Below are 14,111 nucleotides of genomic sequence, written 5' to 3'. Positions count from 1 at the left end.
CTATAAAGATAAAAAATTTCAATCGCTATCTTTCGCCAAAGCATATGTCTTATCTTTCAGAAACTCGCCCAGTTCATCCAGATCCGTATGGCGGGCTATTTCATCCGGCATAATAGGTTCACCGAAACGCACATGAATTGTTTTCCCCCGCTTATTATATACTTCATGTCCGAGCCGGAGACTCCTCAACCGCCAATCGACCAGATCGAGAAAATTAAAGAACCACGAATTGTTTCCACTGAAATACATAGGAACAACCGGAACTTTAACTCCCTTGATCAATTTAATTACTGATGGCTGCCATTCTCTGTCCCGAACTGTCATTTTCAAACCCTTCAGCTTAGTTTTAGACACTGCTCCTGCAGGGAAAAAGCCCAAAGGGTGTCCTGCTTTCACATGAGCTATACATTGTTTAACACCATCGAGACTTGATTTGTTGGAAACCGTTCCTTTTTGATAAGGATTAACCGCAATAAAATGCATAGACATTGTGTCTATCATTGCCAGAATGAAGTTGACCATCATTTTATAATCCGAACGAACCGAGCCAACTACATCAATAGCCGTTATCCCGTCGATATGCCCGTAAGCATGATTCGATACAGTAATAAACGCCTGATCTTTGAAGCGGTCTAAAACTTCTCTGTTTTCAATTACAACTTTTACGCCTACATCTTTCAGCAAATGGTCGCAAAAGGCAACTCCCTCGTATTGTTTTGAGGTATCGTAAACACGATTTACTTTATTCAGTCCGGTAATACTCATTACCATTTTGATAAGTATATTCCCGAAACGTCCTCTGAATATGGGGTGTATGCTTTTTATTTCTTCTGCACTTATTAATTTTTCTTTCATCTTCTCCTCTTATATTTTTCAACATCGGGAAAAATACTCCTTTCGGAGTTCCCTGCGTACAATGAAACAATAATAAGGGAACAAAGATAAAACAAAGTTCAATTATCGTCTGCCCTACTTTGTTATAAAAAACAAAGTCAGGATAAAACAAGTATTGTCTTTATAAAATCATAAGAACGCATAAACTCACATCCGTTTCTTTTTCCCCATTCCAGCAATTTACCCAGCCGTACAATCATTAATTTATCACTATTACGAGTTATATAGAATGGGAAATTATATTTTTTCTTCGGACCTATCGGCATAAATTCCCAAGGATGAAAATAAATATTAATGTAACCGTCTTTTGCTAAGGTTCTTCCAGCCAGCGAAAGATACAAATTTAAAGGCAGGTTATGAAACGATATCCAAAAGAGCGGAAACCGGAGAAGAGGAGTGACTGAAGCAGGCAACTGCAAAACCCGTTCGCGATAGAAGTAAGTCCGTGGCTCATTTAATTTATTATATCTGCCCGGCAGAAATGTCGGATTAATAGATGAGTTATAAACATAGCCGGCCTTATACACCTCATCTTCAGGCACAGGCATCATACGAGCCATGCGATAACCATGTACCGGAGTTCCTCCTATTTTTTCGAGTTCCTCCTTAGACATCTGTAAATGAGAAACATGAAAGTGGTCATGCACATAACCATGAGAAGCCAGTTCGTGCCCCTCTCCAACAATACGCCGGACAATATCTCCAGCATGCTTAGCAAAATTAGCTGTTGTGTAAAATGTTGCTTTCACATTATATTGCTGTAATAAATCCAAGATACGGATAGTACCTTCGACAGAAACCTTTATCTGCTCATCGAAAGAAATAGACCTCCCGTATTCACGGGGCATTTCGAACTCTTCTATATCAAAACTCAATAATATTTTATTTGCCATTTTCTGATAAATTTGTACTTCTGACAATATAAGAAGGAAAACCTTTTGTCTGGGTAAAAATACTCCCTAGATACAACCCCAATACCCCTAATACAAACAACTGCAGCCCACCGAACAATGACACCGATAATATAAGCGATACCCAACCGGCCTTAACATGTCCCGCATAAAGACTAATAAAAGCATAGGGTATGAAAAAAAAAGATATCATAGCAAAGAAAAGCCCTACATATATAACTATTTTCAGAGGCTTGGTACTAAAGGAGAGAATACCCTGAGCGGCCAGATTTAACATCTTTTGGAGTGTATACTTCGACTTTCCCGAGAAACGTTGGTGAGGTGTATACATGATATCTTTTTGTCTAAACCCCATCCAACTAACAATTCCCCGGATAAAAAGATCTGTTCCTTTAAACCGGCTGAGTACATCCAATACACGAATATCTATCAGCCGGAAATCGGCAGTACCAGCCTCCAGTTTTATATCTGAAACAGAATTTAAACACCGATAGAACCATTTCGAAGTCTTGCGCTTCATTAATCCTTGTGCAGGATCTTCTTCCCTGCGGGTATATACTATATCATACCCATTCTCCCATTCTTGCAGCAATACCGGAAGCATCTCCGGCGGATGCTGCATATCTGCATCCATAGATATAATAGCATCTCCTGTAGACATATCCAGACCCGCTTTTAAAGCATTTGAGTGTCCGAAGTTTTTAGACAGTTCAATATAAAATAAACATTCATCGGTTTCGGACATATTTTCGAGCAGCTCCTGAGTACCATCATTACTCCCATCATTTACCGCAATTATTTCATAATCGTAGAATACCGATACTTCGGCCATATTATTATGTATGGCATTCACAACTACCGGGATATTGCTTTCTTCGTTATAGCAGCAAATAATTATCGAAACTTTACGTTTTTTTTTCATTATCATCTATTAAGTAAGGTCTCAGACCTATTTATTACTTCGGTAAGCAAATTGTTAAAGAAATAAACCTCCTTCCTTATTTCGAATCGGTATCTAAGGAATGAACCGGAACCTTCACTGAACGTGTCGTCACCTGCTGATAAATAAGTACAAGCCATATAATAAGATATGGTAGAGCTTCCAATGCATAACGTTTCACTATATCGGTTCTAATAAAAGCAGGAGTAATACCCGAAGATGCAAAAATTATTAAGACCGCACAGGCAATCAGTATAATTGTAGAGCGGCTGTATGGCCTAGCCTGTAACACAAACCAGATAGCAGCTCCAACAGCGGCTATTATGTATGTACAAGGTTCCGATCCTGTACTGAATAAAACAACAAACAACAAAGTCGAACTTAAAATCCCCATTTGATATTTAAGATCTTTATAATTATTGATGTTTATGTATTGTAATAGAAATAAAACAAGTGCCGGAATCAAGATAAACAGATTTCCTATTTGATGATTTCCTGATATCCTCCGCACAAGTCCCATTACCGATATATCCTGATTGAGGGACATAATATTCAATGAATTTTTATGGACTAAAGATTCATACCAATCAACATATGACTGGAGTATAAACTGGGGGGAGGAGATTATCATCGGAAGAACAAAAAACACAATACTCCAAAACAGAAATGAAAAAATCAATTGAGCCTTATGTCTGGAAAAAAAGAAGAAAGCAAAACCGACAACTCCATATAGTTTGATCATAGTACCTAGAGCGATAAGGCAGGCAGCCCAAAAGTCTTTTTCTTTCCGTATCAGAATAAAGCATCCTATTATCATTGCGGCAACCAATGTATTTGTCTCACTATTCACAGCATTAGCATATACCCCCTGAAGCGATATGTAGTATATTATAACCTTGGCATTCCATTTTATGGGAAGCTTATAAATAGCAATAAATAAAACCAGAGCCATGAGTAGTTCCCATAAAACGGTACCCAATGCATCAGGAAGGAGTGCAAATGGAGCAAATACCAAGCTAAAGACAGGTCCGTAATGGTTTGAATCTCCATTTAGCTCGGGATATTCCAAATACAGATTGACCTCTTCCAGTGTATGATAAAAGACTGATTTGAAAATAAGATAATCGTTAAATACTCCTCTTGTAGCATGTTTAAAACCGGCAATTGAAGCCAAAAGCATCCATACGAACAGAATAAACCGTTTATCTGCATAAAATGGACCTTTGACATTGTTTAAAATCTTTCTAATGTCCAACATTATTTAATTTGATTAGTGTACGTGTATTATAAAATCCCTGTACAAGTGTTATTTACATTTCAAAAAATAGTGCGATTTACAAGCTTAGTGTTTAAAAAAATCAAACCGTCTGATCTAATTTTAATAGATAAGTCGTTCAAATGGTCTTTTTCTTTCTATGATTAGGATAATAAAATATATTTTAACTTTTATCAACCTCTAGGTTTACTCCAAGTTAATTAGTTGTATTCTCAAAAAAAAGATCGGCTCACAGCATATAGAATGCTGTGAGCCGATCTTTTTTTATCTTATGTTCGTTTTTCTATTTTGTAAGGCTTTTGATTATATCAATAATCTCCGCACCGGCCGCATCTGCCAGCTCTGGTGTAGAAGCCTCGGAATATATACGGATAATAGGCTCGGTATTCGATTTGCGCAAGTGTACCCATTTTTCAGGAAAATCAATCTTAACACCATCGATATCAGTCACATCATACGATGAGAATTTATCTTTCACAGCCAACAGAATAGCATCGACATCAATATCAGGTGTCAATTCTATTTTTTGTTTAGACATATGATACTCAGGATAAGTCGCACGTAGTTCGCTTACTGTTTTCTTTTCATGAGCAAGATGACTCAGAAATAGAGCAACACCCACCAATGAATCCCGTCCGTAATGACTTGCCGGATAGATAACTCCTCCGTTACCTTCGCCTCCTATGACAGCGTCGGTCGCTTTCATCTTGGTTGTCACGTTAACCTCACCCACTGCTGCAGCATTGTACTCCATTCCGTATTTTCGGGTTACATCTCGCAATGCACGGCTCGAACTCAGATTCGAAACAGTATTTCCGGGAGTATGTTTCAATACATAGTCTGCAACTGCCACCAAAGTATATTCTTCACCAAACATATTTCCTTTTTCATCAACCAAAGCCAATCGGTCAACATCGGGATCAACAACGATACCGACATCTGCTTTTCCTGATTTCATCAGATCAGATATCTCAGTCAGATTTTCAGCTAATGGTTCAGGATTGTGAGCAAAGTCACCTGTCGGTTCGCAATTTAATTCAATAATATGGTTAACACCAAGAGCTTTCAGCAATTTGGGAATAACAATACCACCTACAGAATTCACACAATCGATAGCCACCTTAAAATCAGCAGCTTTTATTGCCTCTACATCAACCAATTTAAGATCGAGTACTGCTTTGATATGGGCATCGGTATAGTCTTTATGTGTCACTTTACCCAAATGATCCACATCTGCATATGTATAGTTTCCGGCTTCCGCTATCTGGAGAACAGCTTCCCCTTCGGCCGCATTCAGAAATTCGCCTTTCTCGTTCAATAACTTCAAAGCATTCCATTGTCTCGGATTGTGGCTTGCTGTTAATATAATTCCTCCGCAAGCACCCTCCATAGCTGTAGCCAGCTCTGTAGTAGGAGTTGTAGCCAGACCGATATTCACGACATCGAATCCGATACCCATAAGAGTACCAACAACCACCTGCTCCATCATGCTCCCCGATATACGGGCATCACGGCCTACAACTATTTTATTGGTTTGTATCTTTGTATTATTCTTGATAAATGTAGCATAAGCCGATACAAATTTGACAGTATCAAGCGGGTTTAACCCTTCGCCGATCTGTCCTCCAATTGTACCTCTAATCCCTGATATAGATTTAATTAAAGACATGCTGTGTTATTTTTGCTTTTATTGATTTATTTTTGTGTATTGCAATCTTGTAAAATACAAAGGAAAGCTTCCGCTATTTTGGGCAGTCGAACCACTGTTGAATGGAACAATCAGACTTACAATTGCTTTTTCTCCGACATATTTAAGAGGAATTACCATACCCTTAGATAAGAATCTGTATTCCATATAATCCAGATAATTGGAACTCGTTCCATTGGAATTGGTATATGTAGATTCCACACCGTACATAAACTGCATAGGTTCAACCCCCAACTCCCCTCCTCCGGGATTAAAAGTTATAGTATCCGATTCACTGGCAGGCATCGACATAGCATCCCAGAAACGGACATTCACAATAGCACGTTTATCTGCATCAGCCCGCTTTCCGTTTCCGGAATCAATCACATTAATATATACTCCGGTAGTTGGCTCGTGGTAATACTCGTTTGCCTCAAAAACTCCCGAAGCAGGATATGTATCCAACACCCTGATATCATGTTCACTAATAAATCTCTTGATATTTTTACGTTCTCTCTCCAGTCTATCAGCATACGAATCACTGCTACTGCACGATGCGAATATAGCCAATATACAAACAAAAAGTCCGGTTAGTCTTAGCGCTGTTTTCTTCATCTTTTATCTAAGTTATTCTTGTTAGTTATCAATAATTCGGCATACTCGTCCAGTGTATTTTCGAACAGCTCTATGGCTTCTGCCAGAGAACCGTAAAACTCACCTCCTGAAGCATTGAGATGCCCTCCGCCATTAAAACACTGAGCGGCAAATGTATTGCAAGGAAATGTACCTTGCGACCTCAACGATATTTTAATCATATCTTTCTCCGTATCCTGACGAAGGAAGACCGAAAACGTAATACCCGAAATACTCAAAGGAAGATTAGCAAAACCTTCGGTATCACCTTTCTGCGAATGGTATTTTATCTGATCATCTTTGTTCAGCCAGATCAGAGCAGCTCCGTAATTCCCATATATCTTCATTCGCTCCGAAAGGGTATGTCCCATCATTCGGTAACGGTCAGCAGTATAACTGTGATATACTTTCGAATATATATAATCTTTATCAATGCCTTTGAGCAGCAATTGTCCGATGATATAATAAATCTCAGGACTATTCGAATTGTATGTAAATGCTCCCGTGTCTGTCATCATTCCTGTATAGATGGACTCTGCCGAATCTTTACTCATCTGCTCGAAATCACCCATACGGCAGATCAAACGAAATATGAGTTCACTGGTCGATGATATTTCGGGATGGGAAATAGTCACATCACAAAAATCAGCCGGATCGGGGTGGTGATCTATCAGCACTTTTTTTGCTTTCGACTCTTTTACCAGATCTCCGACAGCCTTAATACGTGAAAGCACATTAAAATCGAGACAAAATATCATATCTGCATCGGCTATCAGTTGAGCGGCAAAGTCCGGATATTTTTCATGAATCAAAACATCCTTTGCCCCTTTCATCCACTTCAGAAAATACGGAAACTCATTGGGTACAATTACTGTAGCTTCCATTCCCGAATCCTGCAAATAATGATATAACCCCAGAGATGAGCCTATTGCGTCTCCATCAGGCGATACGTGTGTTACTATTACTGCTTTATCGGCTTTATCGATTAAGTCTGCTACTTTATTAATCTTTTCTTGCGCAATTATTTTTGAGAACATTACATCCAATTAAACGAATTTGCGCAAAAATACTAAAAAAATATCCGTAATGCCCCATCATCTGAAACTTGATGATATGGAATTCGTAATTTTTCACATTCTAAAGCTAATCTTTTTGAGTGATAGTCTGATAATGTACCGTCTAAGATAACTTTTTTTATATTAAAAATTGCAGAAACAACAGACATTGACACATCATTACCATGAACAATATGCAAATAATCAATATCCATTCGGGAATCAGATGGGCGAGTATTTTTCCATTCATCATCAACCAAAACTAAATAAAGCAGACCTTTCAGATTTATTATATGATTCGACGTAAATCCGGTATGATTGATTCCGGTAAATCCTATGGAATATTGCACACTAGGTTGACCACGATTATAACGGACAGTCAATGAGTCTTTATATTGCACCATATCATATATATTCATAATCAGAAAAATTAACAATATAGATATTCCGTAAATTAACAAACGGGGTTTATTGTATTTTACAAAAAAGACAAAAGCTGATACTCCTGTCCATATGAGGAATACCGATATAAGATTTATCCTCAAGCCATCCTGTAAAGCAAAAGGCAGCTGCTCAAAAAAGCGACAGATAGTTGTCAGTACTTTAATCACGATTTTAAAAGACTCTATCGGAATATAAAGCAAATAGTCTGCAGCCAAAGGAGACAGTAAAGCAAACACCGACACTCCGATAATACATAAGGCAATATATACAGCCAATGTAAAAAGAGGAATAATCAACAAATTAGTTATAATAAAGGAAGAAGGAAAAACACCAAAATAATACAAGCAAAGGGGCAGTGTTCCGATTTGAACAACAACCGAAATAACAGCAATATTAATAAAGTAACGAAATATCTTATTTCCTTTATGCACAAAATCAGGCAGCAAAGGAAGAAAAACAAGCATTGCCAGTACCGCCGAAAAACTCAACTGAAAACCGATATCGAATAACCAGAGAGGATTCCAGACCAGCATTATAAAAGCACAAGCAAAAAAGGTATTGAACGAATACAACTGAACTCCTCTTATTTTGGCGGCACATAAAAAAGTAAGTGCAATACCAGCTCTTACAGCAGATGCCGGAAAGCCTATTACGAGTAAATATATCCACAACAACACGATAACCAACACATACCTCGCACTTCGAAATCGACTTTGATATAATACCAAACCTGTAATAAAAAAGATAACCGAATAAAACAGAATCATATGCATACCACTGATAGCCAAAAGATGCGCCGTACCTGTAGTTCTGAAAGATTGAACCAGATCGTCTGACAATGAATCTGTATATCCTAAACTGAGGGCTGATAATATCCCGAATTCGGCTTCGGATAAATCGAGCGAATGATAATACTTCAAAACCGCCTGACGGCAACGGCTGCTCCAGATTTTAATACCTGAAGAAGAAGACTCGTTTTGCTGCCATTCTCCATTTTTGACAAATATGACTCCTGCATATCCTTTATTACGCATAAAAGCCGCATAATCAAATCCGTCAGAATCTCTGCTGCTTTCGAATTTTGATATCTTCCCGAAAAAAGAAATATGATCTCCGGCTCTTAATCCTTTAGATAACTTATTTTTAGGGAGATAACAAACAACCTGCTTACGGGTGTCGGACAGTTCTACTTTCAGATTGATTGTATAAGGTTTCTCTTGAGGAATATCCGTTATCACAGCATCGTATACCTGCGAAATATCAGGAAATGTAAATAATGAAGCCTCTTGACGTAATCCTGTAGATACAGTACCGATGCCAATCAGGCATAAAGACACACCAACTCCGAATAAATATCGGTGATAATGCTGATGCTTAGCTGTGACTATATACGACAGGAGTATAATACCGCAGCCTATGCTTATCGGAATCATACTCCACCTGTATATATCAATGTAATATTGAAGAATTATGCCTATCAGAAGAGGAAGCAGCAATTTCAGAAAAGGAATTCTGTGTACAACCTCCATTATCCGCTGAGTTGTTATAGCTTTTTCAACTCTGCAATAGTTTTCGACGGATGACCCGATGAGAACACAAAACTACCTGCAACCAACACATCAGCTCCTGCATCGAGCAGTTGTTTTCCGGTATGTAAATTCACTCCTCCGTCAACTTCTATCAATGTATTCAAACCTCGTTCATCAATCATTTTGCGAAGACGGGCTACTTTATTGATTGCATTAGGGATAAATTTCTGTCCTCCGAATCCAGGATTAACCGACATAATAAGAACCAGATCAAGATCATCTAATATATCCGAAAGAAACTCAACGGGAGTATGTGGATTGAGTGAGACTCCGGCTTTCATTCCGGCTTCATGTATCGCCCCAACTGTACGGTGGAGATGCGTACACGCTTCGTAATGAACAGTCATCATATATCCGCCTGCATCTTTTACCTGCTGAATAAACTTATCGGGCTGAACAATCATCAAATGAACATCGAGAGGCTTTTTTGCCACCTTATTCACTTGTTCGAGAACCGGAAACCCGAATGATATATTAGGAACAAAAACACCATCCATAACATCGCAATGAAGCCAATCGGCTTCGGATGCATTCAACATTTCAATATCTTTCTGCAAATTAAGAAAATCTGCAGATAATAACGAAGGGGATATTTTATGGTTCATAAGTCTAAGAATCTGATTTGGAACAAAGATAAGAAAAAACAGCCTTCCTTAACAAAATAAGGAAGGCTGTAAACATTGTTCTGAATAAATTCTCCATCCGGATTAATTCAGAATAGTAGCATTAAGCTGATCTGGAAGCGAAGGCTCCACATGATAAGTTCGGGCAAATTGTTTCAGGAAATCCAATGTTCCCTCAGATGGCCCTTTTTTTGATAACAACACTTCCACAAGCTTTTCCTCTGCTTTTAATTGAGTAGATTTGTCAGCCATAGGCACAATTACTTTTTTGATTGTACTATTTAAACGATTATATTTTACTCTTATTATGTCAACCGAACATTTTTTTCTGAAATTTGTTTTCATAGTCTTAGAGTATGTTTAAATTTTGTTCGAATAGGTCTGAGACCTTAATTTGAAATATATCTGAATATGAAAAAAATTGGAATCCTTGCTATTTTAGCAGTACTTATTGCCGTATCTTGCAAAAGACCCAAACCCGAAACCACTGCAGTAATCGAAACTTCAAGATGGACGTTTGACACCCTACATCTGGCGAAAGAAATTTTCTTAAATAACGATTCGACAAAAGGCGGTCTAAAATTAACTCTTGAGTTTGATTACCCTTCAACGTTTGTCAATGACAGCATTCTGAAAGCTGTACAAACTCAGTTTCTCGCTTCATTCACTGACGATCAGAACGGATCTTATAAAGGACTTACTCCCGTCAAAGGCTTTGAGGCTTTCACGGAGAAGAACGTAGAGGAGAGTGTAGAATTAGGTAAAGCGGCACAAGGAAGTGTTATTGACTTCTCGGAATATTACAAAACTGTAAAAACTTCGGTTACAGACACTACCCTGCTAACTATAACCGGCAGAACTGAAACTCTTCAATATTCGGGAGGTGCGCATGATTCACGCTACATTGATTACTTTAACATAGACTTGAGAAACGGAAACCGCCTGACTATCGAGTCATTATTCAAGCCCGAAACAAGCAGTCGGTTAGTAACATTAATCAAAGAGGTATTGGCTACTACTAAAAATTCGAACGGAGATAATATCACATTATTGGATCCGGACTCGGTACAGCCCAGTCAGAATTTCTATTTCAACGAACAAGGAGTAGTCTTTGTCTATAACACATACGAGATAACTCCCCATTCTGACGGACTGATACAGGCTCTTATCCCTTATGATAAACTAAAAGACCTGATAGCGGATCCATACAAAGAAATAATCACTTTAAAAACAAAGAAGGCTTAAGTGATACAAAAAACAGAATGAGTTTAACTCATTCTGTTTTTGTAATCATTATATTCAAACTCGCGGTAAATCTCGAGTTTTTCTTCTTTTGTCCACAACGCAATGGCAGGATGCGAAACTCCATTAAACATAGTTGTTTTTACAATCGTATAATGGATCATATCTTCAAAAACAATTTTATCGCCAATAGACAAAGGCTCATCAAAAGACCAATCTCCCATAAAATCGCCACTCAAGCAACTGCTTCCCCCCATTCGGTATGTAGGTTTTCCTGATTCGGGTTCATGATATGCTCCACGTATACGAGGTTTATAAGGCATCTCTAAGCAATCGGGCATATGACATGCAAAAGAAACATCGAGTATAGCTGTTTTTATTCCTCGGTTTTCCACAATATCAACCACGGTAGACACCAATACTCCCGTCTGCCATGCAAAAGCACTTCCGGGTTCCATTACAATTTTCAAATGAGGATATTTAGCGCTCAGTCTCTGCAGTAAAGCAACGAGATGTTCGACATCATAATCGGCACGGGTCATCAAATGCCCTCCACCCATATTGAGCCATTTGGCTTGTCTCAGCAATTTATCGAACTTAGATTCAATTACTTCGAGTGTTTTCTCGAGATCATACGACGACGACTCGCAAAGTGTATGAAAGTGAATCCCGTCCAATCCTTCGGGCAAAGTATCTCCTAACAGATCAGCCGTTGCCCCGAACCGGGATCCTGGAGCACAAGGATTATACAAATCTGTTTCCACTTCGGAATATTCGGGATTAATGCGTATACCGCATGATACTTTATTGCCATCGGCAACTACCATCGGATAGAATCGCTCAAACTGACTCAACGAATTAAAAGTAATGTGACTGCTGTATTTCAGAAACACAGGAAAGTTCTCTTCAGTATAAGCCGGCGAAAAAGTATGTGCAGGACTTCCCATTTCTTCATAAGCTAACTGAGCCTCGAATACCGAACTTGCTGTTGAATGAGGAATATATTCTTTTATTATAGGAAAAGATTTCCATAAAGCAAAAGCTTTAAATGCCAGTATAATATCTACGCCGGTACGATCTTTGACCGATTTGATCAACGACAGATTCTTCCTCAGTAAGTCTTCTTCCATCACATAGCATGGAGAAGGCACTTTATGTATTTGGATCATATGCTATTATTAATAAAAAATATAAGACTCTGCAAAGGTAGCAAAAGTTATAGTTAATTCAGATGTACTCACTTTCCCCGAAGAGTGAATTATCGTGATTTTCATATATACATCCCAGATTTTATACAAGCAAAGAACATACATAATAATCAGGATGTAAGATTTGTACTTCAATAATTTCCGCCTTTAGAACAACAGTGGAACAATCTAATCTATTTATTTGTTTATCAAAAGTATAACCAATAAAATTTCATCATGAAAAAGACACAACCGGTATTTGATATTCCTACATTGGAAAATGTTTTTAATTTGGCTGAATTACCAAAGATAACATTAGAAATAGCAGTAGATCAATGGAACGATTTACTCTTGGCTTATGACGCTGCCCCTGAAGAAAATTTCTGGATTCCCGGTAAGTTTATATTCGAAGGAAGCCAATCTGTCGCCGATCAAACGATTGAAAACATAGGATTACGGGTGAGAGGAAATACCAGTCGTAATCGTCCGGAAGGAAATCCGGGAGAACTACACAATCCTGATAATCCGGTATGGTATCAGGCAAGCTTCGGATTGCGGTTTGACAAATACGTGGATGACCAACGATTTGAAGAATTGGATCGGCTTGACCTCAAATTTATGCGGGAAGACCCTACACGTATCCGTGAAGTTTACTGTTTCGACCTCTATCAGCAAGCCGGAGTGTATACAAGTCCGCTTATAAGCTTATGCCGCTTTTATATTCAGATCATAGGGAGTGACGGTACGCCCGAACCAGTTGCATATTTTGGTATATTCAAGATGAAAGAACATATGGAGAAAGACTTCCTTGCTGCACGTAAAACAATTTTCGGAGATGATGAACCCGGCGATATACGCCCTTTCTTGTGGAAAGGAAACACCGGAGCATCATTGGCAGATTGGGATCCTTCCGTTCTGGATTCGCCTATCTACGAATTAGAAACAGGATCGAGCCACAAAGAAGAAGCTCTTGCTCAGTTAACTGAGTTTATAAAGAACCTCGTAAACCTTAACGGAGACGAACTGAAAGCCTGGGCAGAAGAAATCATTGATGTCCCCAATTTAATGATAACTTACCTGATCAATGTAATATGCGGAAATCAGGATGACTATTGGGTAAACTCCAATAACTATAATTTCTATTTCAATACACACGGAAAATTCTATCTTATCTCGAATGACTTCGACACATCCTTAGGTAGTGGATGGGGGTTTGATTCAGGAACCAAAGATATCTTTAAATGGGGTGTAGAAACCAACCCTCTGATAGAAAAGCTTTTGACTATACCCGAATTCCGGGAACTATATAAGCAAGCCTTTAGAGATCTGACTAATGCCGCAACAGGGGCATTCAACGTTAGTCAGAGCATCCCTCGTGTTGAGGCATGGAAAGCCTTGATCGAAGATTATGTCTGGGATGATACAATTCATTCTAATTGCGATAATCCGGATGCAGGATGTGTGATTCCTCCGAATGGTAAAGCTCTCCAGACCCCATTTGAAGACAGTGTTGCATTCTGGGCTAACCCTGCTAATCAACGGTATAAACTATATACTCCGGGTGAGGATAATTACTTCGAGGTTAGTGGAGACCCTGAACGTATTGTAGAGTAACATTCAATAACAACGA

General features: G+C 38.5%; 13 protein-coding genes. 2 read left to right on the top strand and 11 right to left on the bottom strand.

Features of this window, described 5'->3' with window-relative positions; genetic code table 11:
• Positions 1-18: 18 nt before the first annotated feature.
• The 10 genes from AABJ51_RS15840 to AABJ51_RS15795 all read right to left on the bottom strand — a co-directional run bounded on the left by AABJ51_RS15840 (position 19) and on the right by AABJ51_RS15795 (position 10,304).
• Complete coding sequence (locus tag AABJ51_RS15840) at positions 19-855, bottom strand: 1-acyl-sn-glycerol-3-phosphate acyltransferase (RefSeq protein WP_338373347.1); 837 nt, start codon at positions 853-855, stop codon at positions 19-21.
• 137 nt (positions 856-992) lie between these two features.
• Entirely contained in the window at positions 993-1,787 is a 795-nt protein-coding gene (locus tag AABJ51_RS15835; RefSeq protein ID WP_338373346.1) for a polysaccharide deacetylase family protein, read from the bottom strand.
• On the bottom strand, positions 1,777-2,727 hold the full coding sequence (locus tag AABJ51_RS15830) for a glycosyltransferase family 2 protein (RefSeq protein ID WP_338373345.1): 951 nt from the start codon (positions 2,725-2,727) through the stop codon (positions 1,777-1,779). The genes AABJ51_RS15835 and AABJ51_RS15830 overlap by 11 nt, the downstream gene beginning before the upstream one ends.
• Before the next feature lie 76 nt (positions 2,728-2,803).
• Complete coding sequence (locus tag AABJ51_RS15825) at positions 2,804-4,003, bottom strand: glycosyltransferase family 87 protein (RefSeq protein ID WP_338373344.1); 1,200 nt, start codon at positions 4,001-4,003, stop codon at positions 2,804-2,806.
• A 301-nt stretch (positions 4,004-4,304) separates the two neighbouring features.
• A complete protein-coding gene (gene glmM, locus AABJ51_RS15820; RefSeq protein WP_338373343.1) occupies positions 4,305-5,690 on the bottom strand; it encodes a phosphoglucosamine mutase in 1,386 nt (461 codons plus the stop codon).
• 18 nt (positions 5,691-5,708) lie between these two features.
• Entirely contained in the window at positions 5,709-6,323 is a 615-nt protein-coding gene (gene bamK / locus AABJ51_RS15815) for a BamK family beta-barrel-assembly machinery protein (RefSeq protein ID WP_026626440.1), read from the bottom strand.
• The gene (locus AABJ51_RS15810) at positions 6,320-7,378 is read right to left on the bottom strand and encodes a DHH family phosphoesterase (RefSeq protein WP_338373342.1); all 1,059 of its coding nucleotides are present in this window, start codon (positions 7,376-7,378) and stop codon (positions 6,320-6,322) included. Before AABJ51_RS15810 ends, bamK begins: the two co-directional genes overlap by 4 nt.
• Before the next feature lie 32 nt (positions 7,379-7,410).
• Entirely contained in the window at positions 7,411-9,369 is a 1,959-nt protein-coding gene (locus AABJ51_RS15805) for a ComEC/Rec2 family competence protein (RefSeq protein WP_338373341.1), read from the bottom strand.
• A 14-nt stretch (positions 9,370-9,383) separates the two neighbouring features.
• On the bottom strand, positions 9,384-10,034 hold the full coding sequence (rpe, locus tag AABJ51_RS15800) for a ribulose-phosphate 3-epimerase (RefSeq protein WP_338373340.1): 651 nt from the start codon (positions 10,032-10,034) through the stop codon (positions 9,384-9,386).
• A gap of 102 nt (positions 10,035-10,136) precedes the next feature.
• A complete protein-coding gene (locus AABJ51_RS15795) occupies positions 10,137-10,304 on the bottom strand; it encodes a hypothetical protein (RefSeq protein WP_169714140.1) in 168 nt (55 codons plus the stop codon).
• Between the two features lie 159 nt (positions 10,305-10,463).
• Here AABJ51_RS15795 and AABJ51_RS15790 point away from each other — a divergent pair, with 159 nt between their 5' ends.
• A complete protein-coding gene (locus AABJ51_RS15790) occupies positions 10,464-11,297 on the top strand; it encodes an RsiV family protein (RefSeq protein WP_338373339.1) in 834 nt (277 codons plus the stop codon).
• A 23-nt stretch (positions 11,298-11,320) separates the two neighbouring features.
• Here AABJ51_RS15790 and nspC read toward each other — a convergent pair whose 3' ends face one another.
• The gene (gene nspC, locus AABJ51_RS15785) at positions 11,321-12,463 is read right to left on the bottom strand and encodes a carboxynorspermidine decarboxylase (RefSeq protein ID WP_338373338.1); all 1,143 of its coding nucleotides are present in this window, start codon (positions 12,461-12,463) and stop codon (positions 11,321-11,323) included.
• Positions 12,464-12,718: 255 nt separating this feature from the next.
• Here nspC and AABJ51_RS15780 point away from each other — a divergent pair, with 255 nt between their 5' ends.
• Positions 12,719-14,095: a CotH kinase family protein gene (locus tag AABJ51_RS15780; RefSeq protein WP_338373337.1), complete on the top strand. Its 1,377-nt coding sequence runs from the start codon at positions 12,719-12,721 to the stop codon at positions 14,093-14,095.
• The last annotated feature ends 16 nt before the right edge of the window (positions 14,096-14,111 follow it).

The organism is Indolivaga capnocytophagoides (assembly GCF_036511535.1).
GTDB classification, from domain to species: domain Bacteria; phylum Bacteroidota; class Bacteroidia; order Bacteroidales; family Dysgonomonadaceae; genus Dysgonomonas_A; species Dysgonomonas_A capnocytophagoides.
Note: the sequence above shows the minus strand (reverse complement) of the source record. Positions and strands in the feature narration are given on the sequence as shown.

Excerpts from the sequence above, each read along its gene's own strand:
- AABJ51_RS15830 (WP_338373345.1), bottom strand. The coding sequence starts at position 2,727 with ATGAAAAAAAAACGTAAAGTTTCGATAATTATTTGCTGCTATAACGAA.
- AABJ51_RS15805 (WP_338373341.1), bottom strand. The coding sequence starts at position 9,369 with ATGGAGGTTGTACACAGAATTCCTTTTCTGAAATTGCTGCTTCCTCTT.
- AABJ51_RS15825 (WP_338373344.1), bottom strand. The coding sequence starts at position 4,003 with ATGTTGGACATTAGAAAGATTTTAAACAATGTCAAAGGTCCATTTTAT.
- AABJ51_RS15790 (WP_338373339.1), top strand. The coding sequence starts at position 10,464 with ATGAAAAAAATTGGAATCCTTGCTATTTTAGCAGTACTTATTGCCGTA.
- AABJ51_RS15840 (WP_338373347.1), bottom strand. The coding sequence starts at position 855 with ATGAAAGAAAAATTAATAAGTGCAGAAGAAATAAAAAGCATACACCCC.
- AABJ51_RS15795 (WP_169714140.1), bottom strand. The coding sequence starts at position 10,304 with ATGGCTGACAAATCTACTCAATTAAAAGCAGAGGAAAAGCTTGTGGAA.
- AABJ51_RS15835 (WP_338373346.1), bottom strand. The coding sequence starts at position 1,787 with ATGGCAAATAAAATATTATTGAGTTTTGATATAGAAGAGTTCGAAATG.
- nspC (WP_338373338.1), bottom strand. The coding sequence starts at position 12,463 with ATGATCCAAATACATAAAGTGCCTTCTCCATGCTATGTGATGGAAGAA.
- rpe (WP_338373340.1), bottom strand. The coding sequence starts at position 10,034 with ATGAACCATAAAATATCCCCTTCGTTATTATCTGCAGATTTTCTTAAT.
- bamK (WP_026626440.1), bottom strand. The coding sequence starts at position 6,323 with ATGAAGAAAACAGCGCTAAGACTAACCGGACTTTTTGTTTGTATATTG.
- AABJ51_RS15780 (WP_338373337.1), top strand. The coding sequence starts at position 12,719 with ATGAAAAAGACACAACCGGTATTTGATATTCCTACATTGGAAAATGTT.
- AABJ51_RS15810 (WP_338373342.1), bottom strand. The coding sequence starts at position 7,378 with ATGTTCTCAAAAATAATTGCGCAAGAAAAGATTAATAAAGTAGCAGAC.
- glmM (WP_338373343.1), bottom strand. The coding sequence starts at position 5,690 with ATGTCTTTAATTAAATCTATATCAGGGATTAGAGGTACAATTGGAGGA.